A 23,998-nucleotide genomic window follows, 5' to 3' on the forward strand; every position below is an offset into this window, starting at 1 on the left:
GCCGTAACGCCTTAAGATGGTGCCGAATGACTGATTAGTCTCGACCGCAGGGCCTGAATAGGCTGTGGGTGGGACATCCAGAAGAAAGAGCGATATCACCTTTGACCAGTTTCGATGATTTGGGCCTTTCTGAAAAGGTTGTCAAAGCGGTAAAAGCCGCCGGATATAAAGAACCAACCCCCATCCAGGCAGGGGCAATTCCCCATGCTCTTCAGCGTAAGGACATTTTGGGTATAGCGCAAACGGGCACGGGTAAAACTGCGTCCTTCGTGCTGCCAATGCTTACCCTTTTGGAAAAAGGCCGCGCGCGGGCCCGTATGCCGCGTACGCTCATTCTGGAACCTACCCGTGAACTAGCCGCACAGGTTGAAGAAAACTTCGACAAATATGGCATCAACCACCGTCTCAATGTTGCTTTGCTTATAGGCGGCGTTTCGTTCGAGGAACAAGACCGTAAACTGGAGCGCGGGGCTGATGTGCTTATCGCTACGCCGGGACGCCTATTAGACCATTTTGAGCGCGGAAAACTGCTGCTAACCGGCGTTGAGATTCTGGTTATCGATGAAGCCGACCGGATGCTCGATATGGGTTTTATTCCCGATATTGAGCGGATTTGCAAACTTATACCCTTTACACGACAGACATTGTTCTTTTCGGCAACGATGCCACCGGAAATTACTAAACTGACAGAACAATTTCTCCACTCGCCAACGCGGGTAGAAGTGGCTCAGGCGTCTTCGACCGCTAAAACCATTACGCAGAAGTTGGTCAAATCGGGCAGCAAGGCTTGGGACAAAAGAGCCGTATTGCGTGATCTGATCAATGCTGAGGGTGACGAGCTGAAAAATGCGATCATCTTTTGCAATCGGAAAAAAGATATTTCCGAACTTTTCCGATCGCTGGTAAAACATGAGTTCAGTGTTGGTGCATTGCACGGCGATATGGATCAACGTTCGCGCATGGCCATGTTGGCAAGTTTCAAAGACAACAAGTTAAAATTATTGGTCGCATCGGATGTCGCAGCGCGCGGCCTTGATATTCCTGATGTCAGCCACGTATTCAATTATGATGTCCCCACCCATGCGGAAGATTATGTGCACCGTATCGGTCGTACCGGACGGGCTGGCAGATCGGGTAAAGCATTTACCATTGTGACGAAGTCCGATCAGAAATATGTCGATGCCATTGAAAAGATGAGCAAAGAAAAACTCGAATGGCTGAATGGTGATTTGTCTTCACTTGAACAGACACAGGACAAAATGGAAGACAATAACAGGCGCAAGACCAACAAACCAAAGGCGACAGGGAAAAGCGATAAGACCGTCGCAAATGTTCCACAGCCAGCCGATAATGATGCCAATAAGAACACCAAACCCGTGCATAAGGATGAGCCGGTAGTAAAACCGAACGAAATGGCCATACCAGCTGAACCAATGCAACCCAAGAAACACAATGATCGACAAAGATATGAAAAGGAACCACCAGCTCCTGTAGGTTTTGGTGATGATATTCCCGCATTCATGTTGATAAAAACACGCCCGTGAACGAACGGGCGCTTAGGCCCGTTTATTCCAGTTTTTATATTTTCTTCCATTTTTTTAAAGCCACACCGTCAATATGGCTTCTTATTTTCAAACATGGCCCTGTCCAGCAATCATGACGATTGAGCGTGAAAAAACGCTCTTGAGCAGCATCAGCATCCCCTACAACTCCTTCGATAAAATCACTGCGATGATGTGGAAAGAGTGGATGACGGCGTGTGCCCGTCACATGGAAACAACTGACGCAAAAAAGGTCAATGCATCGTGGGAGATCCTCAGATGCACGGACCTTTAAACGATAGTTTTTGCAATTCGGATATGCGTTCAGAGCGCTGCTCGACCTGATGCTATCCGGCCCACGCATCTCAAGCTTTTGATTTGTCGCGGTATCTTATCCGATTGATAATTCACATCGACCAGAAACCGCTCTAGAGCATTTTCCGAAAAGTGTGAAGCGCATCCCTGGGGAAACGATCACAGGATCGTTTTCTTAATCCCACTCCTATCGGACAAAAAATGCGGCAAAACCAAAACTTAGAGCACATATTTGGTTCATCAAATACCGAACGTGCTCTAGGCTTGCAAACGATCGATCACTTTTGAACGTCCGATCAATGGCAAAAGCCCCGCCATCTCCGGGCCATGATCCTTGCCTGTCAAAGCCTGACGAAGTGGCATAAACAGAGTTTTGCCCTTGCGACCAGTTGCTTCTTTTAAAGCTGTCGTCCATACCTTCCAACTATCTTCATTCAATTCACCATCGGGGAGGTATTGGGCTGACTGGTGTACATAATCACGATCTTCATCCGACACAGTATTGAAGGTAAGATCGTCAGTAACGATATCCCACCAGCCATTTGCGTCCCGCACTTTGTCGATGTTTCCGCGCACCACATCCCAGAACGCGGCGGCGTTTCCACCTTTTATACCTAGTTCTTCAAGGCGGGCACATACAGCATCGAAGTCCATGGCGTGAACAAGATGGCGATTAAGATTGAGTAGGTCTGCCGGATCAAACTTGGCAGACGATTTCGATGTTGCAGAAAGCTGGAAATGATCCAATAAGGCTTTTTGGGTGTCAAAAGCCTGCACATTTTCCGATGTTCCAATCAGCACGGCAAGCGATGATACCGCCATTGGTTCGAACCCCTCTTCGCGCAACGAACGGATAGAAAGATCGCCCTTGCGCTTGGATAGTCCTTCGCCAGATACCGTCGTTAAAAGGTTGATATGGCCAAAAATAGGTGCCTTGGCACCCAGAGCTTCGAAGATAGCGATTTGCACACCGGTATTGGTAACATGGTCATCACCACGGATGATATGGGTGATCCCCATATCGATATCATCTACAACCGAAGGCAAGGTGTAAAGGAAACTGCCGTCTTCACGAATGAGAACAGGATCCGACATGGATGCAAGATCAATGGTCTGCTTGCCGCGCACAGCATCATCCCAATGCACTTCGGTTCTGGTTGTTGCAAAGGGGTCCGTATCAAAATTGGGTAGAAGAAAACGCCAATGGGGTTGACGCCCTTCAGCCTCTAATGCTGTTTTTTCTTCTGCTGTCAGCTTTAGCGCCTCCCGCCCATAGACCGGAGGCAACTTGCGCGAAAGACGAATCTTGCGGCGGCGGTCCAATTCATCTGCTGTCTCGTAGCATGCGTAGAGCAAGCCTTGCGTTTTTAAAGCTTCTACCACTGCGTTATAACGGTCAAAACGCTTCGACTGATAGTCGATTTCGTCGGGTTTGATACCGAGCCAGTCAAGATCAACAGCTATCGCATCGATATATTCCTGCTTTGAGCGCTCAATATCGGTGTCATCGTAGCGCAAGACAAATTGCCCTTTATTGGCTTGCGTGAAAAGCCAATTGAACAATGCTATGCGTGTATTGCCAATATGGATGTAACCGGTAGGGGATGGGGCAAAACGGACTTTTGTCATTTTAAAAAACGCTCAATTCTTATCGCGAAAGCGATTGGTAATGGGATAACGGCGATCACGGCCGAAATTCTTATGGCTTATTTTAACACCAGGTGCAGACTGGCGTCTTTTATATTCAGCAAGATAAAGCAAGTGTTCAATACGTTCCACCGTTTCACGCGAATGACCACGCTTGACGATGTCTTCCACGCTCATCTCATCTTCGACAAGACATTGTAGAATATCATCCAAAACGGGATAAGGCGGCAACGAGTCTTCATCTTTTTGATTTTCCCGCAATTCAGCTGATGGAGCCTTGTCTATAATGTTTTGGGGAATAACCATCCCCTCCGGCCCCAGTGCAGCTACGGGCTGGTTCTTATTGCGCCAATCTGAAAGCGCATAAACCTGCATCTTATAGAGATCCTTGATCGGATTAAAACCGCCATTCATGTCGCCATAAAGCGTTGCGTAGCCGACCGACATTTCCGATTTATTCCCCGTGGTCACAACCATGGACCCAAACTTGTTGGAGATCGCCATCAGGATCGTACCGCGTGAACGGCTTTGCAGGTTTTCTTCTGTAATGCCGCTATCGGTGCCTTCAAACAGGTTTTCCAAAGCGCTGAGAAAACCTTCTACCGGCGCGAAGATGGGAACGGTTTCGTACACACAACCAAGCGCACGCGCGCAATCTTCAGCATCTTTGAAGGATTCAGCCGATGTATATCGATAAGGAAGCATGATTGCCCGAACGCGTTCTGCCCCCAATGCATCAACGGCGATTGCCGCACAAATGGCAGAATCAATACCACCCGAAAGCCCGAGTACAACATCCTTGAACCGGTTTTTGTTGACATAATCACCAAACCCCAAAATACAGGCCTGATAATCGGCGGCCAACCCCGTCAGCAATCGCTCTTGCGGGCCGCTGACACAGTGCCAGCGATGATCGGTCTTGTGCCAGTCACTGATAGCCAATTGGCTTTCAAAATGTTTCATCTGAAACGCTTGCGTACCATCCGCCTGATAGGCAAACGACCCACCATCGAAAACCAACTCGTCCTGCCCTCCGATTTGATTGGCGTAAACAATTGGCAAAGACGCATTTGCGACTTGCGTCATGACAACTTTCGGCCTTAGCGCTGGTTTGCTGCGGCTATAAGGCGAGCCATTCGGAACAAGGATAATCTCTGCCCCTTGCCTGCCGAGATGTGCGGCAATATGCGTATCATTCCAGATATCCTCACAAATAGGTATTCCGAGCGATAGACCGCGAAAGACGACAGGCGATGGTTTGGGACCTGCACTGAAAACACGCTTTTCGTCAAATTCGCCGTAATTAGGCAGATCATGCTTCAAACACTCGCCGATAACCTCTCCGCCATCAAGCAACATTGCACCATTATAAACCGCGCCGTTACGACGCAAAGGTACGCCGATAAGAATTCCAGCGCCTTGCGCCGTCAAAGTCGCCAGTTCACGTACAGCCTTTTCGCAGGCTGTGGTGAAGGCGTGCTTGAGCACGAGGTCTTCCGGTGGATAACCGCTGATAAAAAGCTCGGTGAACAAAACGAGGTCGGCACCGAGAGCGGACGCTTGTTCATGCGCCTTCAACGCAAGCGCCAAGTTTCCTTTGATATCGCCGACAACAGGGTTAAGCTGTGCAACAGCCAGTTTGAAGTCTTTATCAATAAGCTTTTTATCCATGATCTTGATTTAGCGTGCAGCCTTCCATCTGGCAATGTCTTCGCTTACGAGAAAAACAGGGTTTTGCTGATAATCCACCCCCATATGGCCAAAGCCAACACAATAGAAAGCAAAACAGCAAGTGATCCGGCGTCTTTTGCTATCCGTATGTCATCACGAAAATCGCGCGTAAGCGCATTGCAACTCGCTTCGATTGCCGTGTTTAATATCTCGACAATCATCACAAAAAGCACCGACCCCACCAGTGCAATAAATTCGCCAACTGTTCGTGCGAAAAATAAAGCAACGGGAATGGATAGCACAAAAAAAACCGCTTCCTGTTGCACCGCTTTTTCGTGACACAAAAGATGTTTGAGTGCCCGAAGCGAGTTTAAAAAAGCGTGAAACACTCTTTGCATGATTTCTATCCAAAAAAGAAGCCGGCAAGACCGGCTTCTGTTTCGTCCTTAGCCATTGGCAGCCATTTTGACGACATCCGAATCCCGGTCTTTTTTCAAAAGCTCCGCCACAAGGAAAGCCAACTCCAATGCTTGATCGGCATTCAAGCGTGGGTCGCAGTGCGTGTGATAACGGTCGGAAAGATCTTCTGCCGAAATTGCGTGTGCGCCGCCGGTGCATTCGGTCACATCACGGCCAGTCATCTCGATATGGATGCCACCGGGATAGGTGCCCTCAGCGTGATGGATGGCAAAGAAATTTTCAACTTCCTTCAATACCCGGTCAAACGGACGGGTTTTATAACCGTTCGCCGTAATTGTATTCCCATGCATCGGGTCGCATGACCAGACAACTTTGCGCCCTTCCCTTTCAACAGCCTGAATAAGCTTTGGCAAATGGTCGCCAATCTTGTCAAAACCAAAACGCGCAATCAATGTCAGCCTGCCCGCTTCGTTTTCCGGATTGAGCAGATCAATCAGGTTCAAGAGATCGTCTGGCTGAAGCGAAGGCCCACATTTGAGACCGATAGGGTTTTTGATGCCACGGCAATATTCAATATGCGCATGATCGGGCTGTCTCGTGCGATCGCCTATCCAAAGCATATGACCCGAGGTCGCGTACCAATCACCCGATGTCGAATCGATACGGGTCAAGGCTTCCTCATAGCCCAGAAGCAGCGCTTCATGGCTGGTATAGAACGATGTTTCACGCAAGGATGGATTGGTCTTGGCAGTGATACCGATGGACCGCATAAAGTCCATTGTCTCCGATATCCGCTTGGCCAAAGCGTTGTAGCGCTCACCTTGCGGACTATTGGAGATAAAGCCAAGCATCCACTTATGCACATTTTCAAGATTCGCATACCCACCCTGCGCAAAAGCGCGCAACAGGTTCAGCGTTGCCGCCGACTGCCTATAAACCATAGACATACGATGAGGATCGGGAATGCGCGACGCTTCATTGAACTCAATACCGTTGATGATATCGCCACGATATGACGGAAGTTCGATACCACCTTGTGTTTCCATATCGGAAGAGCGCGGTTTGGCAAATTGCCCGGCTATACGCCCGACTTTGACCACCGGTTTTGAAGCACCGAAGGTTAAAACGATGGCCATCTGTAAAAAGACACGAAAAAAGTCGCGAATATTATCGGCTTCATGTTCAACGAAGCTTTCTGCGCAATCGCCCCCTTGAAGAAGAAAAGCATTTCCTTCCGCAACGGCCGCCAATTCGCTCTTCAAATCACGTGCTTCGCCCGCAAATACCAAAGGCGGATAACGGCGCAACCGGCTTTCCACATCAGCCACGGCCGCCAAATCGGGATAGGTTGGAACCTGCTTGATCGGCTTCGATCTCCAGCTATCAGGCATCCATTCGTTCGTCATCACACTCTCACTCTCTAAAGCCCCGTCAGGCAATCATGCGCATGGGTGATACTTTTTTCACGGCCAAACAAAGCCTAAAGCTCAACCATTGGATAATCAATCTTTCACTCGACCGCCTGAGCATCAAACGCTTGAAGAAGTCGCTCTGGACCTTGCCCAGAGCGATTTTATAGCGCAGCAGAACGTCTTTTTCCATAGACAAAAAAGGACTATTGCATCAGCCAATCTTTTTCCCGTTTTCATAAGTATAGCTTGGCTGATACATTGTCACCAACTCTTCGGCAGCTGTCGGGTGAACCGCCATTGTGGCGTCAAACACATCCTTGGTCAGCTTGCCCTTTAAAGCAATACCAAGCAACTGCGCCATTTCGCCGGCATCCGGCCCGAGAATATGCGCCCCCACCACGATGCGGCTTGCTGCATCGACAACCAGTTTGGTGAGCATTTTTTCACTGCTTCCAGAGATCGTGTTGCGCATCGGCCGGAAAAGCGCGCGATAGATATCAACACGCTTAAACTGCTTAGCTGCATCTTCTTCAGATAAGCCGACCGTGCCAATTTCCGGCTGTGAAAAGACCGCCGTGGCGATAAGCTCGTGATCTGGCGCAACCGGATTGTTATGAAATGCTGTCTGGATAAAGCACATCGCTTCATGGATCGCCACAGGTGTAAGCTGCACGCGATCAGTCACATCTCCAACTGCCCAGATATGCGGTACCGACGTTGTCATATATTTATCGACACTGATCGCACCATGGTCATCACATTTTACACCAGCTTTATCCAACGCCAAACCATCCGTATTCGGCGTGCGACCAATCGCCAACATAACTTGTCCGGCTTGCAATGTCTGACCATTTGATAAAGTCACGGCATGACCGGCCGTCTGCCGATCAACTTTCGCGATGGTTGCGCCATAGATAATCTTGATGCCTTTTTCCAACATTGCATCATTCAATATATGGCGAAGATCCAAGTCGAATTTCCGCAATATAAGATCGCCGCGATAAACCAGTGTCGTATCGACACCAAGCCCATGAAAGATATTGGCAAATTCAACCGCTATATAGCCGCCGCCAGATATAACGATCGATTTCGGCAGATTTTCCAGATCAAAGGCTTCATTAGAGCTGATGCAGAATTCATTTCCTGCAATATCAGGAGCGCTGGCAACACGGCCGCCAGTTGCTATCAGAATTTTTTCCGCAGTCACCCGCTCACCCGTTGCGGTCAGTTCCAATGTGTGCGCATCGACGAATATTGCTCGGCTTTCGAAAATACGGACATTGTTGTTATCAAGCCCTTTGCGGTACAATCCTTCGAGCCTTGTGATTTCAGCATTTTTTGCCGCAATCAATTTTTTCCAATCAAATTTCGCATCGGAAACAGACCAGCCAAATCCCGCACTTTCTTGAAACTCTTGTCCGTAATGGGACGCGTAAACAAAAAGCTTTTTGGGCACACAGCCGCGTATGACGCAAGTCCCGCCCATACGATATTCTTCTGCAAGCGCAACCCTTTTACCCAAGGCACCAGCCAGTCGCGCAGCACGAACACCACCAGATCCACCGCCGATGACAAACAAATCAAAATCAAAAGATGACAATGGATTTTCCTTTCGTAGTATTTCGTTGGCTTTTCATATTGGTATGGTCGATGACAAATTTAAGATCCATGTTCCATTTATGCTATTTTTCATAAAAATGTCGTCAATGGAACTTTCTAATATCTCAGGCAATAAAAAATGGCGACGAAAACGCCGCCATCCTGTTAGAATCGATCAATAGACTTATTGCGCGGGCTTAGGCGCAACCGGTGCAGTACCAGATGGCGCACCAGGAGCTACAGCAGCAGCCGGCTGGGCCGATCCGAGCTTGGCAGACATTGCCTTGCCAACATTGGTTGCAAGATCCTGAGCAATCCCTTGGCGCCATACGTCATAGGCTGAAAGAATATCGCGAACAGCCACAGGACCTTCGCTCAAGAGCTTTTTACCCGTATCGGAATTATAGAATGCTGCGATCTGATCCAGTTCAGCTTGCGAGAAGTGCTTGGCATAGGCACGCGCAGCTTCTTTTTCGAGATCTGCGCGACGCTTGATCAGAGCCATAGCCTGCTCATCAACTGTATCAGAAATCACGCTGGCCAGATTAGGGTCTTTGCGCATCAATTCATCTTTAAGATCGCGCGCTGTGCTTGGCAGAAAATCATCAAACTGATCGGTCGCATGGATGGCTGCAATTGCTTTTCTGGCAGCTTGAAGATGCGCATCGCTGATATCCTGCGCCTGCACATTGTAAACGCCCAAGCCCAAAATTGTAACTGTTCCCAGCGTTGCTGCGAGGCGGCGGATGGAAAATGCCGTTTTCATTCAGTGGTTACTCCATTATTGCGGCCAACTTAATTCGGCCTGTTTTCCATGCGGCCAATTGAATTTGGCCTGTATTCCAATGTGAACGTCCAAATATCTAAAGCTGCTTTTACTCTAAATATCCGACTGTTCCAAAACTTTTATTTCGCCATTCGACATGGCGATGACCGAACGTGAAGCAAGATTGAGAAACAAACCATGCTCAACAACACCGGGAATCGCAAACAGAGCTTCAGATAACTGTTCTGGCTTTGAAATACGGCCAAAAGATGCATCAAGAATGTAATGCCCACCATCTGTCACAAAAGGTTTTTCATCCTTTTGACGAAGCACGACAGCACCAGAAAGACCAAGCCTTTCCGCCATTTTTTCAATTGCTGCTTTTGTCGCACCGATACCAAATCGATTAACCTCGATTGGCAAAGGAAATGCACCAAGTGTTTTCACCAGTTTTGTTTCATCTGCAATGACCAGCATGGATGATGACGCTGCGGCAACGATTTTCTCGCGCAACAAGGCCCCGCCCCCACCTTTGATCAAAGCCATTTGCGGGCCAATTTCATCAGCGCCGTCAATATCGAGATCAAGCTCGGGCAACTCTTCGAGACTGGCAACCGGAACACCAAGTTCCCGACAAAGCTGTTCGGAACGCTCCGACGTTGCGACACCTGTCACTTTCAAGCCTTCTGAAACACGCACTGCCAACAAGCGGATGAATTCATTCGCGGTGGAACCGGTACCGATGCCCAAACGCATACCATCCTGCACGAATTCAAGCGCTTTTGCAGCCGCTGCTTTCTTTAATTCCAGTGCATTCATGTCCGCTCGCTTTCTTGCTTTCTCATATTTCTTTACGGATCGAGGCTGAAATTGCAATCAAAGACTCAGTGACAGCAGCACTTATCCGCCGCATTTTGCTGATTTTCACATGATTTTTATAGTTGATAAAAAAAATCATGATTTAAGCTTGCCTTCTTGGTAAAACCTGCATATGTTTGTCATGTTTAAATCAACTTCGAAAGAAATCACTCAATTCCTCGGATTTTGTCATGATTGTATGTTCTTGCAACGTTATAAGCCAATCAGACATCGAAGACGTCATCAATTCTCTGTTAGAAGAGGATTGTTGGCAATTGATTGTTCCCGGTAAAATTTATAAGGTGATGGAGAAGCGTGGCAAATGCTGCGGATGTTTCCCGAATGTTCTTGAAACAATCATTCGAGTGACAGAGAATTATCATCGCCGGCATAATCGGGAAGAGGCTGAGATTATCTCCTATCTTGATCGTGTACGCGCATTGCGAACCAAATATAGGAGAATTGGGCAGAATGAAAGGTCACGAAAAGGTCATCGAGCGGCTTAACGAGGCGTTGTTTCTTGAACTGGGTGCCGTCAATCAATACTGGCTTCATTATCGTTTGACAGAAGATTGGGGCTATACAAAGCTCGCAAAAAAAGAGCGTGAAGAATCCATTGAAGAAATGGGCCACGCCGACAAGCTGGTTAAGCGTATCATCTTTCTTGAAGGCCATCCGAACATGCAGACGCTTGCGCCACTGCGCATTGGTCAAAACATCAAGGAAGTTCTGGAGTGCGATCTCGCAGGTGAATATGAAGCACGCGAATCTTACCGCATTTCACGTGAGCTTTGTGCCGAACTATCCGATCACGTTTCCAAGAAGCTTTTTGATGAATTGCTAGAAGATGAAGAAGGTCACATTGATTTTCTTGAAACGCAGCTTGAGCTTCTCAACAAAATTGGCGAAGAAAAATACGGTCAGTTGAATGCCAGTTCAGCCGATGATTCTGAAGCCGAATAAACTATTTTCCTTTTTGAACAAGAATATCCCGAAAAGCCTAGGCTTTTCGGGATATTTCTTTTGAAGCAATCGAAAATCGTGTTCGCAGCGGAAAGCCAGATAGCTTAGCTTTGTGTTGATAACCGCTCTCTCGGCGTGTGGATTACAATAAATTTGATACTTTGCTGTTTGTTTTGATGAATTGATTCAAAATGTTCTCATAAAGAATTGTAATCTATGACTTATCCAGAATGGAGCCGTGCACTCTCTGAGCTATAACATCAAGATCCTGCCTATATCAATTTGGCTTAATCGAGAATTCTAATATCTTTGGATAGTACGTTTCCGCCTCATCCTGTTTCATCTTCAGAAAATCACACCGGTTGTGCCATCTGTTTTTCCAACCGCATGTCTTTGTCGCAAAACCGTAAACACTTTTGCGAGACATCTGTCTTTCCAACCGCATGTCTTCGTCGCAAAACCGTAAACACTTTTGCGAGACATCTGTTTTTCCAACCGCATGTCTTTGCCGCAAAACCGTAAACACTTTTGCGAGACATCTGTTTTTCCAACCGCATGTCTTTGTCGCAAAACCGTAAACACTTTTGCGAGACATGCTGTATCAATCCAATCCCCGCGCAGCCCGTGAATATTTTCGATATTCATTCCATGGGCGTGTGTCACCCGATAAAGATGAGATAAGCCTGCCATCATCTGTTAAAACCATGCTTCCGTAGAGAGCCAATTGCTGGCGCGTTATGAGCTGACGAACGTCAGCACCACAATTTTCCAGTCGTGATGCGCTTGCTACGATAATGATGTTTGCCGTAGGGCACGCCGCGAGCGATGCATTCTGCTTTTGTACAACAGCCACACTCAGGCCCGTGCGGGTCTGCGCTGAACAGATGTCATCTTTACAGGTAAACTGTGCGCCCGCGGCCAATTCTCCCTCAACTGGCCCGATTTTATCCTGCAGGTTATAAGAACGCATCCACACCCCCAAAGTGAATTGTGAAGCCCGCTCTCGATTAATAAAGAGCGTCCGATCTTCGATGAGGCCGACGATGCGCGCATCCTCAGAAACAAGAACAACCGGTGTGGTGCGATAGAAACAGAGAACAATTCCAATTGCAAAGAACACAATCGAAACAAAGCGGACACTGGTTTTCAGAAAAAGAAGAAGAATAAGCCCTGCGGTAAAAGCGATCAACGCAGATGCAGGAATCAAACCAGGATTGACATCAGGTGAGATAGCCGTGACGCCATAAGCGATCTTTTCAACGAGATTGACACCCATTCCCATAATTTGCAGCGGGTACCATTCCAGCCCCAAGGGCATGACGATAGCCGCAAGCAGCGCAAACGGCATAACAGCAAAAGACATGACGGGAAAAGCCAAGGCATTGCTGATGATGCCCAAAGGCGCAGCGTTCGAAAAATGGTATGATGCATAAAGGCCACTTGCAACACCAGCCACCAAAGAGGCAACTGCAGTTGATATCAAAGGAAAAAGGCAAAGGCGAATAATACCGCCACCGACGAATTTCGGTGTTGTTTGCTCTCGAACACGCCTTTTGCTCCACCAGCCGAACGCAGCCACAAGAGCGGCTGTCGCAGAAAATGACATCTGGAAGCTTGGGCCAAGTATTTCATGTGGCACAACAACGAGGGTGATCAATGCAGCGATTGCCAGATTACGCAATGTAATGGCAGACCTATCGCACAAAACAGCTAAAAGCATAACAGCTACCATGACAAAGCTGCGTTGAGCAGCAACGTCGGCGCCTGATAGCATGAGATAGAAGGCCGCGACGAACAAAGCGATTGCAGCCGCAATTTTCTTCGACGGATAGCGTGATGAAAATACCGGAAATAAAGCCAAAGCCGTTCGCACGATAACCAGCACCATGCCACTGACCATTGCCATATGGAGGCCAGAGATTGATAGAATATGGGCCAAACCAGATATCCGCAAAGCATTGTTGGTTGTCTCGGAAATGCCGCCGCGTTGACCCGTGATGAGTGCGGCAGCAACACTGCCTGCTTCACCGTCAATTGCCTGTGTGATTCTTTTCGTCATATGCATACGCAAAAGGGCAACTTGCAAAGAAAGCCTTTCAGCAATCCCGGTCGGTGCTGCGACGTCAACCTGTTCAAGCTTGCCCAAAACAAAACCTTGTGCGCCGACGGACTGGAAGTAACTGTAAAATCCGAAATCGTAACTTCCGGGTCGGACTGGCCCCGATGCAGCCCGCAAACGAACGAGCCCGAAGACGCCGTCACCCGGCTTCAAATCTGCCGGAATGGAACGGGCCGAAAGCTTGACCCTCTGCGGGCCATGCCGCAAAACCGGATTTTTGGTTTCAACCACATCAACGAGCAGACGCGAGCGGCCATTTTCCATGGTTTCGTATGAAACCACACGCCCTTTGAGCCTTGTCGAAACATCTGCCCCCAACATCGGCGTTGCCATACGCCACGTTTCTATCTTTGCCGAGAGAGCCCCCAAAAAAATACAAAGAATAACGGCCACCCCATACCAAAGCGCGCGGAAATGCCGGCTAAGGTAGTGCAATGCCGCTATGATCAGTGTCCAACCGGCAAGGTGCAAACCGTTGGGTTCTTCAGCGCAAGAAAAATACATGATTGCGCCTGCCGCCATAAATACGGGAATAAAAAGAAAGAGGCTTCCTTGCGCAATTTCACGCGCGACACACCCCTGCAGCCAACGCTTGGCCGCGCCCGATTTGTGGCTTACCTTCTCGGCAACAGACTTATTCTGCCAAACAAATGCCGCATCGTCGGGCTGGCTCACAACATGCCGTTTGGCCAACCTATCAATTTGCTTTTGCGACTTTGCTTCAGTTGGCTGGAATGAGCCGGTTTTATCACCCAATGCATTTCGATGCTTTATTATCCCGCCACTCCCTTCAGCGTGACTGTTGCATGCCCCTGACTCTATGCTACATGGTTCATTACCAAACTGACAATGAAATATTCGCTATCATCTGGAGACATCATGTCCACGCCCGTTGTTACCCGTTTTGCCCCCTCACCCACTGGTTTCCTGCATATTGGCGGTGCGCGAACTGCCCTATTTAATTGGCTTTATGCCAAGCATATGGGGGGTAAGATGTTGTTGCGTATTGAGGATACCGATAGGGAAAGATCCACCGACGCAGCCGTTAAAGCAATTATTGAGGGACTCGATTGGCTTGGACTGCAATGGGATGGTGAACCGATTTCGCAATTTTCACGCGTTGATAGACATCGTGAAGTCGCCGAACAATTGGTGAAAGATGGCAAAGCCTATTATTGCTACGCCTCCCCGCAAGAGCTTGCGGACATGCGGGAAAAAGCGCGTGCGGAAGGCAAACCACCGCGTTATGATGGAACATGGCGTAACCGTGCGCCATCCGATTCCCCCGAAGGGGTAAAGCCAGTCATCAGAATCAAAGCACCGCTTGAAGGCGAGACCATTGTACGCGACCGCGTGCAAGGGGATGTTCGGTTTCCCAATAAAGATTTGGACGATTTTATCATTCTTCGATCGGATGGTACGCCAACCTATATGCATGCAGTGGTGGTTGATGACCACGATATGGGCGTAACCCATATTATCCGCGGCGACGACCACCTGACCAATGCAGCACGCCAGACCATCATTTTTAACGCAATGGGATGGGACGTTCCGGTCATGGCGCATATCCCGCTTATCCACGGTGCAGACGGGGCGAAATTATCAAAACGTCACGGTGCACTTGGGGTCGAAGCTTATCGCGCAATGGGTTACCTGCCAGTTGCGCTCAGAAATTACCTCGTTCGCCTTGGTTGGAGCCATGGGGACGATGAGATTATGTCGACCGAAGAGATGATCGGCTGGTTTGATATTGATGATATCAATAAGGGCGCTGCACGTTTCGATTTTAAAAAACTCGAAGCGATAAACGGTCAATATATGCGTATGAGCGACGACGAAGCGCTGCTTGAAGCGGCTCTTTCAATTTTGCCTGAAATTGATGGTGGCCCGGCATTAGCGTCGAAGCTGAATGATGCAAACAAAGCACAATTCAAGGCTGCTATGCCCGGTTTAAAGGAACGTGCAAAAACACTCGTCGAATTGATTGACAGTGCGTCTTTCATTTTTGTTGAACGGCCTCTGCCGCTTGATGAAAAAGCCTCAACACTTCTGGATGAGGAAGGTAGAGCAATATTGAAAGCTGTTTATCCGGTTCTTGAAGCCTGTGGTGACTGGAACGGTGAAAAGCTTGACGCAGCAATCCGGCAACATGCTGAAACTGCTGGCTTGAAACTGGGTAAAGTCGCTCAACCAATCAGAGCGGCATTGACCGGCCGGGCAACATCACCCGGCGTATTTGACGTATTGGTTGTGTTGGGGCGCGATGAATCGCTTGCGCGCATCCATGATCAGATCGTCTGATGGATTAAGCCGGCTTTGCCTAGCATAATCCGACTATTGCATAGGACTGCTGACGATACACATCGTCAGCAGTTTTTTAATGCGTTGCGCTTTTGTCCAAGATGATTTGGCGTTATGCGGTTGCCTACAGGCCGCGCTAATCACGGAAAATCACACAAGAGTGACATTTCTAAACAAAAAGATAGCTTTTTGCGATTGCATGCGCCGTCTTTTCGGGTAGGTTTAAGCGCATCACAGGCAATCGAGTTGAGACCGCGTTCATGCCTGTCAGCAAAAAGCGGTGCCCCGTCTGGGACGGGGCGGAGGATCTGAAAGGAAAATTCATGTCTGATAATAAAGCCAACATTACAGTCGAAGGAAAAAGCATCGAGCTGCCCGTACGTAAAGGTACAATCGGCCCCGATGTTATCGAAATTGCGCCACTCTATAAAGAGACCGGCACATTTACCTATGATCCCGGCTTCACCTCAACAGCATCATGCGAATCCAAGATAACCTATATTGATGGCGACGCTGGTGTGCTTCTCTATCGCGGATATTCCATTGATGAATTGGCAGAAAAGGGCGATTTCCTAGAAAGCTGCTACTTGCTGCTTTATGGTGAACTTCCAACCAAGAAGCAAAAAGCCGATTTCGACCGCACCGTCATGCAGCACACAATGGTGCACGAGCAATTTTCCAGATTCTTCCATGGTTTCCGCCGCGATTCGCACCCGATGGCCGTGATGGTCGCATGTTTGGGCGCTATGTCCGCCTTCTATCACGATTCCATCGATATCACTGACCCACGTCAACGGATGGTGGCTTCGATCCGGTTGATCTCCAAAGTTCCGACTTTGGCCGCTATGGCGCATAAATATTCCATCGGTCAGCCATTCGTGTATCCACGCAACGACCTCAGCTATGCCGCGAACTTCCTTCATATGTGCTTTGCTGTTCCTTGTGAGGAGTATAAGGTTAATCCAATTCTGGCCCGCGCCATGGATAGAATTTTTACACTTCATGCGGATCACGAACAGAACGCCTCCACCTCGACCGTACGTCTCGCCGGTTCCTCGGGTGCAAATCCATTTGCTTGTATTGCAGCTGGTGTTGCCTGTCTTTGGGGCCCTGCCCATGGTGGCGCCAATGAAGCCTGCTTGAAAATGTTGCAAGAAATCGGTTCGGTTGAAAATATTCCGGAATTTGTCGCTCGCGCAAAAGACAAAAACGACCCATTCCGTCTTATGGGCTTTGGCCACCGCGTTTATAAAAACTATGATCCGCGCGCCAAAATCATGCAACAAACTTGCCATGAAGTATTGAACGAATTGGGCATTAAGGATGATCCACTTCTTGATATTGCCATGGAGCTTGAACATATCGCGCTTCATGATGAATATTTCATCGAGAAGAAGCTTTACCCCAATGTTGATTTCTATTCCGGTATCACTTTGAAAGCTCTGGGTTTCCCCACCGAAATGTTCACAGTGCTATTTGCCTTGGCCCGTAGCGTTGGCTGGGTTGCCCAGTGGAAAGAAATGATCGAGGATCCGGCACAGAAAATCGGTCGTCCGCGTCAGCTTTATACAGGTGCTGGCCCACGCAATTACGTGCCGGTTGACGACCGCAAGTAAGCACCTTTGCAAAAAAACAAAGCGTATTGCACGATGATTGAAATGTGCAATACGCTTTTTTATTTCCAGTTATCTATAGGCTATCAAAAGACGCTATCAATGTTCAAGGCGCAAAAAATGCGGTGTCGCCATCACTACGGCCAGATATCTGGTACACACAGAACCCTTCACTGCGCCGTATAACCGCCATCTATGACCAATTCACTGCCTGTCATAAAAGCGGACTCGTCGGAAGCCAGATAGAGAATGCCATAGGCAATATCGTCGGGTACACCGAGTTTTCCAATGGGATGAAGCGCAGTCAATTGTGCCTTCCGCTCTTCGACATTTCCGGCTTCCTTGGCGCTTTCTTCAACCATCGGCGTCCAGATATAGCCAGGGTGAACCGAATTGACCCGAATATTATAACCCGATTTGGCACAGTGTAACGCTGCCGACTTCGTAAACAGGCGCACCCCGCCTTTGCTGGCGTTGTAAGCCGCAAGCGATGGATCACCGACAAGTCCCTCGATAGAGGATAGATTGATGATTGAACCGCTCTTGTGATCTTTCATCACGCGGATAGCTTCACGTGTTCCCAAAAACACCGCATCCAGATTGACCGACTGCAGAAAACGCCATTTCTCCAACGTTTCATCTTCGGCTGAAGCCGAGTGGCCGACGCCGGCATTGTTGATCAAAATGTCCAATCGGCCAAACAATTTCACCGTTTCATCAACGACTTCGCGCCAACGCTTTTCATCCGTCACATCCTGCGGCATGAACTTCGCGCGTCCACCGGTTTTCGTAATATCGCTTTCAACCGCTTTGCCGGATGTTTCATCCATATCTGTCAGAACGACAGATGCGCCTTCTTTTGCGAGAAGCTTAGCGGTTGCCGCACCCAATCCCTTTGCACCGCCAGTAACGATGGCAACTTTATTTTTCACGCGCATGATAATCTCCCTTCATAGCTTGATGATAGGATGAGTTGATATCAACTTTGTGGCGAGAACGTGCCTATCAAGGCGGTTTCTAACGGACGATGGTCAAGCTTTTGGCAGCACGTGTGATGGCTGTATAAAGCCAACGTTCACGGGTATCGCGGAATGCGAAACTTTCATCAAACAAGACCACATTATCCCATTGCGACCCCTGCGCTTTATGCACTGTCAACGCATAGCCGTAATCGAAGTCATCGTAGCGTTTCTTCAATTGCCATGAGATTTCACTCTCAGGATCTTCAAATGCTGCCTTCAGCAATTTGATTTTGGCAACACCGCGGTCGTCATCTTCGGGCGTAACCAACAGGTTGATGCCGGGCTTTACAGTTTCCTTGGAAGAGGTCATGACTTTCCACAAAGAACCATTCAACAATCCTTTGGCCGGGTCATTGCGCAGGCACACGAGTTTATCTCCTGCCTGCGGATAATCTGCCGTGAAGCCCTTTAGTTCTCGCAAGCGCTTGTTATAAAGCCGCCTTGTACGATTGATACCAAGCAGCACCTGATCGGCATCAAGAACCAATTGTTGATCGACTTGCTTACGGGGGATGACTTTTGCCAATCCATAGTCACCAAAGTCAATATCACGTCCTTCGCGGACATCCATGGCCAAACGGATGATTGGATTGTCGCGCGCTTGGCGATGAATTTCTGTCAATAGAAAGTCCGGTTGATGTTCAGTGAAGAAACCGCCACCAGAAATCGGAGGCAACTGTCCCGGATCCCCCAGAACAAGGATAGGCGTTCCAAAACTCATCAAATCGCGGCCAAGCTGTTCGTCCACCATTGAACATTCATCAATGACGATCAGCTTGGCTTGCGCTACCGGGCTTTGTCGATTGAGTGAAAATGTCGGAGCAACGGAGGTCTTACCGGTATTTTCGTCGGCCACTTCTTCTTCGCCGCGCGGACGATAAATCAAAGAATGGATCGTTCGTGCATTGCTGGCACCTTTAGAGCGCAACACTTGAGCAGCCTTGCCGGTAAATGCGGCAAATTGCACCGTGCCGTCGACTGTTTCGGCAAAATATCGTGCCAATGTCGTTTTACCGGTTCCTGCATAACCGAACAGACGGAATAGAGGCGTTCGGCCACCCTTTAACCAGGTCGCCACCTCGGTTAATGCCTTATCTTGCTCCGGTGAAAACTGCATAATTCACCAAAACAGGATTCGGATAAAAAGGGCAAGCTTTTTACATCGTAAACATAATATGTCATACAGAACGGGAGGAGATGCACAATGTTGACAACGACGTTTTCAGAAAAATTCAAGCTTGAACTGCCCTTGATACAAGCACCCATGGCAGGCGTAGCAACACCGGAATTGGCCGCCGCGGTGTGTCATGCAGGCGCAATCGGTTCACTCGGGCTTGGTGCATCGACCGCCGAAAATGCATCCAAAAGCATCAAGGCCTTGAAGACGCTTACGTCCCGGCCTTTCAATATAAATTTCTTCTGCCATCAACCGACCGTTCTATCACAGAATGACATGCAGAATTGGCTTATGAAATTAGTGCCACTTTTTCGGGAATTCCGTTCAGATGGCCCTTGGGATTTACATGAAATCTACAAGAGTTTTTATGACAATGACGGGCTACTGCGTGTCGTTTTGGAAGAAAAGCCTGCCATAGCCAGTTTTCACTTTGGACTGCCAACTAAAGCAGCGATCACCGCGATGCAGCAGGCCGGAATATACCTGATAGCATCAGCAACCTGTCTGGCAGAAGCCGTCGCAATTCAACAGGCTGGCTTTGACGCTGTCATAGCGCAGGGATATGAAGCTGGTGGCCACCGCGGAATCTTTGATGAGAATGGTTCTGATGAACGACTGACGCTGACACCGTTACTTAAATTGCTGACGAAAAAACTTTCTATACCGGTCATTGCTGCCGGCGGCATTATGGATGGTCACGGCATGAGAAAGGTGATTGAGATGGGTGCGGCGGCAGCACAGTTGGGGACAGCATTTATCGGCTGCCCTGAGTCGCAAGCCGATATTGGATATCGTCAAACGCTATCTTCTCTATCTGCCGACCACACCGTCATGACGAGGGCTTTTTCCGGGCGGCCCGCCCGTGCTTTAACAAACAAGTTTACCGAATTCACCTCTGATATTGGCGATGCAGATGTTGCCCCCTACCCATATGCCTATGATGCGGCAAAACAATTACACGCAATAGCGATTCAAAATTCCGATTATGGTTATGGTGCATATTGGGCAGGCGAAGGCGCACCTTTCGCGCGTCCGATGTCTGCAGCAAGCCTCGTCAAATGTCTCAAGGTAGAGTATCGCGCTGAGCAATGCGTGTAGCGTTATAGTAAGCTCGGATCAAAAGCTGTAGCCTGTTGTTTTAACGCGTGTCGTTATCCGATAGAAAGCCGGATTGGGAAAACACGCGCTCGGTCTGATCTACCGGCGGATGTGGTGCCCGTTTTTCTGAACGCCCTATGCACCTGCGTGTGAGAACCACTAATGATGAAAAAGGCCTCAGTCAAATACGCTGAAGCCTTTTTCTGTCCGTGCGGTGCTTCTCGTTCCTACATACCGTCGGGCCCGCGATTCATTGCAGAAACGCCGGTGCGACAAATCTCTATCAAGCCCAAAGGACGCATAATGTTGACAAACTGATCGACCTTTGAGGTTTTTCCGGTGATTTCAAAAATGAAATGCTCAACCGTAGCATCAATTACCTTGGCGTGAAATGCCTCGGCAAGCCGCAGGGCCTCAATGCGGTCTGCCCCTTCACCTGCTACCTTTATCAGGGCTAATTCCCGTTCAATCGGGCTATCCTGACCCAATTCCTTTGCTCTGATGGTCAGGTCAACCACCCGATGGACAGGCACAATACGCTCTAGCTGATGGCGGATCTGGTTGATAACCTGCGGAGTGGCACGCGTAACCACGGTTATGCGAGATAGATGTTGCTCATGTTCCGTTTCGGAAACGGTCAAACTTTCAATATTGTACCCTCTTCCCGAAAACAGACCGATGACGCGGGCCAAAACCCCCGGTTCATTATCGACCAAAACGGCGAGCATATGTGTTTCTGTAGGATCATTATCTGGCTCGATAAAATAGGCAGAGCCGAAACTTAGATTTTGTGCATTCATCATCTTAATTCCTTATACGAGCGAACGGCCCTTGGCATCAATGGCATTTGCAACAGCTTCGTCATTTGCTTCATCAGGCAAAAGCATATCGTTGTGCGCACGACCAGACGGGATCATCGGGAAACAGTTTTCCAGATTAACCACACGGCAATCAAACAATACCGGCTTGTCACAATTGATCATTTCAATTATTGCCGCATCCAACTCTTGGGGTTTCGAGCAACGAATTCCCGCCGCGCCATAGGCTTCTGCCAGTTTCACAAAATCCGGCATCGCCTCGGTGTAAGAGTGCGACAGGCGATTGCCATGGAGCAATTGCTGCCACTGGCGCACCATTCCCATATATTGATTGTTGAGAATGAAAACTTTGACCGGCGCATTGTGTTGGATTGCAGTTGCCAATTCCTGAATGTTCATTTGTATGGAGGCATCGCCCGCAACACAAATAACCAGATCGTCCGGTTTGGCAATCTGGACACCTATGGCGGAAGGAAAACCATACCCCATTGTGCCAAGCCCGCCGGATGTCATCCAATGATTGGGCTCATCAAAACCATAATATTGTGCCGTCCACATCTGATGCTGGCCTACTTCTGTGGTGATATAGGCGTTCTTATCCTTCGTCAGCGCATACAAACGTTCAATGGCATATTGCGGCATGATAACGTCTTTTTTCTGCGAATAGGATAGGGATTTGCGCGCCCGCCAACGGTCGATCTGCGCCCACCATTCGCCACGTATTGCAGCATCCGGCTTCGGCTTTACCGCACGCAGGCGCCGCGTCATATTTTCAAGCACGTGGGCAACATCGCCAACAATGGGGACATCGACATGCACTGTTTTATTGATAGATGATGGATCAATATCAATATGGATAATACGTGCATTCGGTGAAAAGGCATCCAGACGCCCGGTAATACGGTCATCAAAACGCGCACCGATCGCCAGCATAACATCGCAATCATGCATGGTCATATTGGCTTCATAAGTACCGTGCATGCCCAACATACCGAGCCAGTTTTTTCCAGAAGCCGGATACGCCCCCAGCCCCATCAAAGTGGATGTGATGGGGAAGTCACCCAACTCAACCAATTCACGCAAAAGCCGGACGGCTTCAGGGCCGGAAGATATGACGCCGCCACCGGAATAAATGACTGGTTTTTTGGCCTCGGCCAGCATGGAAACCGCATATTCAATGGCTTTCATATCGCCCTCCACTTGCGGGCGATAGCTCGTGCGGGGCATCGACTTCGGCGCAGTATAGACACCGGATGCAAACTGAACATCTTTTGGAATATCCACCAAAACCGGACCGGGACGTCCTGTCTGAGCAACATGGAAAGCCTCATGAATGATACGGGACAAATCATTGACATCTTTCACAAGCCAATTGTGCTTCGTGCATGGACGCGTTATGCCAACAGTGTCTGCCTCCTGAAAGCCATCCGTACCGATTAGAGTGGTCGGCACCTGTCCGGAAAGACATACAAGGGGAATGGAATCCATCAAAGCATCCTGCAACGGCGTGACAGCGTTTGTCGCACCCGGCCCTGATGTCACAAGCATGACACCGACTTTTCCGGTACTACGCGCGTAGCCTTCCGCTGCATGGCCGCCTGCCTGTTCATGGCGCACAAGAATATTACGAAAGGAGTCTTGTTGATAAATTTCGTCGAAGATAGGTAGGACAGCACCACCCGGATAGCCAAAAATGTTTTCAACACCCTGATCAATAAGGGCTTGCACGACCATTTCGGCGCCAGACATTGTTTTCCCGTCAGCATTGTCTCGTGATTTTGGATGCTCTGTCATTTTTCCTACTCGTCCACTCATTCAAAAAGATAATAAAAAAGGCCCCCGAGGGAGCCTGTTTTGCGCATGGGAGGCTAAAGCCGGATGGTTACACCACCTGCCCCATGCGCGTTCGTACTACTAGAATAATCTTTTCCATAGACGAAACATTATTATGCAGATTTGCATTCGTCAATGCAAAAGTTTCAACACTGTATGCAAGTATGAAGCAATCTAAGATTACAATTGCAGGTCGCAACGCTATCAAGATAGATCGCCGCCTTTTTCAAGTGTACTTTTGCAGTTAAAACTTAGCCTTGAATCCCACTGTTCCATTGAGCGAGTAGCTATCACCAAAGTCGGAGAACGAGGTGCGGCCATCAACCTCGCCATAGATCGAATAGGCATCATCCTGCCAATTGTAGGAAACACCCGTGCCAAGCCCGCCCCAGAAACGATCCGAGCGATTGCGGAAGTCAACATTCGTGACCGAGACCTCCGTTCCATTCAGGAACTCATAGTAAAGATTGCCAATGCCATAGGTCTTCAAACGGCGTGTATCCCCCGCTTCAGACTTCCATGCCTTCTCCCGGTTGAATGCAAGCCCCAAACGACCCGTCAGCGCATCACCATCTTCCCGACTGACATGCACATCATACGCATCACGGAAACTGTCAAAATCCACCGCATTATAGGAAAGCTGTGCTTGCGGTGTCATCGTCCATTCCTGGTTGAGGGCAATCTTCCTGCCCGCCTCAACCGATACCGCATAGCCCATGCCATCATTGCCATTGACGAGATCACGACGGTTTAACCAATCCGACTTGATATCCGTATCATACCACATGACCTGCGCCACACCGTCAACATAGACATCATTGGCAC

General features: G+C 48.8%; 18 protein-coding genes and 1 pseudogene. 6 read left to right on the forward strand and 13 right to left on the reverse strand.

Features of this window, described 5'->3' with window-relative positions:
• Window positions 1-101 precede the first annotated feature (101 nt).
• Window positions 102-1,241 (forward strand): annotated as a pseudogene (locus ACYSNS_RS12800) (DEAD/DEAH box helicase); the annotation flags it as partial.
• Window positions 1,242-2,114: 873 nt separating this feature from the next.
• On the opposite strand, the gene gltX (ACYSNS_RS12805) reads toward ACYSNS_RS12800, so the two are convergent.
• The 7 genes from gltX (ACYSNS_RS12805) to rpiA form a co-directional block, all read right to left on the reverse strand.
• Complete coding sequence (gene gltX, locus ACYSNS_RS12805; RefSeq protein WP_461723554.1) at window positions 2,115-3,485, reverse strand: glutamate--tRNA ligase; 1,371 nt, start codon at window positions 3,483-3,485, stop codon at window positions 2,115-2,117.
• 12 nt (window positions 3,486-3,497) lie between these two features.
• Window positions 3,498-5,174: an NAD+ synthase gene (locus ACYSNS_RS12810; RefSeq protein WP_461723555.1), complete on the reverse strand. Its 1,677-nt coding sequence runs from the start codon at window positions 5,172-5,174 to the stop codon at window positions 3,498-3,500.
• Between the two features lie 44 nt (window positions 5,175-5,218).
• A complete protein-coding gene (locus ACYSNS_RS12815; RefSeq protein ID WP_461723556.1) occupies window positions 5,219-5,572 on the reverse strand; it encodes a diacylglycerol kinase in 354 nt (117 codons plus the stop codon).
• A gap of 48 nt (window positions 5,573-5,620) precedes the next feature.
• Window positions 5,621-7,000 carry a class II 3-deoxy-7-phosphoheptulonate synthase gene (locus tag ACYSNS_RS12820; protein WP_461723557.1) on the reverse strand — a complete coding sequence of 460 codons (1,380 nt, stop codon included), beginning with the start codon at window positions 6,998-7,000 and terminating at the stop codon, window positions 5,621-5,623.
• Between the two features lie 217 nt (window positions 7,001-7,217).
• Complete coding sequence (gene gor / locus ACYSNS_RS12825; RefSeq protein ID WP_461723558.1) at window positions 7,218-8,606, reverse strand: glutathione-disulfide reductase; 1,389 nt, start codon at window positions 8,604-8,606, stop codon at window positions 7,218-7,220.
• Window positions 8,607-8,789: 183 nt separating this feature from the next.
• The gene (locus ACYSNS_RS12830) at window positions 8,790-9,371 is read right to left on the reverse strand and encodes a DUF2059 domain-containing protein (protein ID WP_461723559.1); all 582 of its coding nucleotides are present in this window, start codon (window positions 9,369-9,371) and stop codon (window positions 8,790-8,792) included.
• A gap of 114 nt (window positions 9,372-9,485) precedes the next feature.
• Window positions 9,486-10,190, reverse strand: coding sequence for a ribose-5-phosphate isomerase RpiA (gene rpiA / locus ACYSNS_RS12835; protein WP_461723560.1), 705 nt, complete (start codon window positions 10,188-10,190; stop codon window positions 9,486-9,488).
• A gap of 230 nt (window positions 10,191-10,420) precedes the next feature.
• Between rpiA and ACYSNS_RS12840 the strand changes: the two genes are divergently transcribed.
• The gene (locus ACYSNS_RS12840) at window positions 10,421-10,735 is read left to right on the forward strand and encodes a (2Fe-2S)-binding protein (protein WP_461723561.1); all 315 of its coding nucleotides are present in this window, start codon (window positions 10,421-10,423) and stop codon (window positions 10,733-10,735) included.
• Window positions 10,701-11,192: a bacterioferritin gene (gene bfr / locus ACYSNS_RS12845; RefSeq protein ID WP_461723562.1), complete on the forward strand. Its 492-nt coding sequence runs from the start codon at window positions 10,701-10,703 to the stop codon at window positions 11,190-11,192. Before ACYSNS_RS12840 ends, bfr begins: the two co-directional genes overlap by 35 nt.
• A 601-nt stretch (window positions 11,193-11,793) precedes the next feature.
• Here the strand turns inward: bfr and ACYSNS_RS12850 are convergent.
• The gene (locus tag ACYSNS_RS12850) at window positions 11,794-14,067 is read right to left on the reverse strand and encodes a ComEC/Rec2 family competence protein (protein WP_461723563.1); all 2,274 of its coding nucleotides are present in this window, start codon (window positions 14,065-14,067) and stop codon (window positions 11,794-11,796) included.
• Between the two features lie 123 nt (window positions 14,068-14,190).
• Here ACYSNS_RS12850 and gltX (ACYSNS_RS12855) point away from each other — a divergent pair, with 123 nt between their 5' ends.
• A complete protein-coding gene (gene gltX, locus ACYSNS_RS12855) occupies window positions 14,191-15,612 on the forward strand; it encodes a glutamate--tRNA ligase (protein ID WP_461723564.1) in 1,422 nt (473 codons plus the stop codon).
• A 323-nt stretch (window positions 15,613-15,935) separates the two neighbouring features.
• Window positions 15,936-17,228 carry a citrate synthase gene (gene gltA / locus ACYSNS_RS12860; RefSeq protein WP_461723565.1) on the forward strand — a complete coding sequence of 431 codons (1,293 nt, stop codon included), beginning with the start codon at window positions 15,936-15,938 and terminating at the stop codon, window positions 17,226-17,228.
• Between the two features lie 167 nt (window positions 17,229-17,395).
• Here gltA and ACYSNS_RS12865 read toward each other — a convergent pair whose 3' ends face one another.
• Together ACYSNS_RS12865 and ACYSNS_RS12870 are read right to left on the reverse strand one after the other, a co-directional pair.
• Window positions 17,396-18,163 (reverse strand): glucose 1-dehydrogenase, encoded by a 768-nt coding sequence (locus ACYSNS_RS12865; protein ID WP_461723566.1) that lies wholly within the window; start codon window positions 18,161-18,163, stop codon window positions 17,396-17,398.
• A 79-nt stretch (window positions 18,164-18,242) separates the two neighbouring features.
• Window positions 18,243-19,364 (reverse strand): ATP-dependent DNA helicase, encoded by a 1,122-nt coding sequence (locus ACYSNS_RS12870; RefSeq protein WP_461723567.1) that lies wholly within the window; start codon window positions 19,362-19,364, stop codon window positions 18,243-18,245.
• 87 nt (window positions 19,365-19,451) lie between these two features.
• On the opposite strand from ACYSNS_RS12870, the gene ACYSNS_RS12875 reads away from it, so the two are divergent.
• Entirely contained in the window at window positions 19,452-20,522 is a 1,071-nt protein-coding gene (locus ACYSNS_RS12875) for an NAD(P)H-dependent flavin oxidoreductase (RefSeq protein WP_461723568.1), read from the forward strand.
• Window positions 20,523-20,749: 227 nt separating this feature from the next.
• Here ACYSNS_RS12875 and ilvN read toward each other — a convergent pair whose 3' ends face one another.
• The 3 genes from ilvN to ACYSNS_RS12890 form a co-directional block, all read right to left on the reverse strand.
• Entirely contained in the window at window positions 20,750-21,322 is a 573-nt protein-coding gene (gene ilvN, locus ACYSNS_RS12880) for an acetolactate synthase small subunit (RefSeq protein ID WP_461723576.1), read from the reverse strand.
• 12 nt (window positions 21,323-21,334) lie between these two features.
• Window positions 21,335-23,134 carry an acetolactate synthase 3 large subunit gene (locus tag ACYSNS_RS12885; RefSeq protein WP_461723569.1) on the reverse strand — a complete coding sequence of 600 codons (1,800 nt, stop codon included), beginning with the start codon at window positions 23,132-23,134 and terminating at the stop codon, window positions 21,335-21,337.
• Between the two features lie 283 nt (window positions 23,135-23,417).
• A partial coding sequence (locus ACYSNS_RS12890; RefSeq protein ID WP_461723570.1) for an autotransporter outer membrane beta-barrel domain-containing protein occupies window positions 23,418-23,998 on the reverse strand: 581 nt, incomplete at its 5' end.

This window comes from Bartonella sp. LJL80, assembly GCF_054871565.1.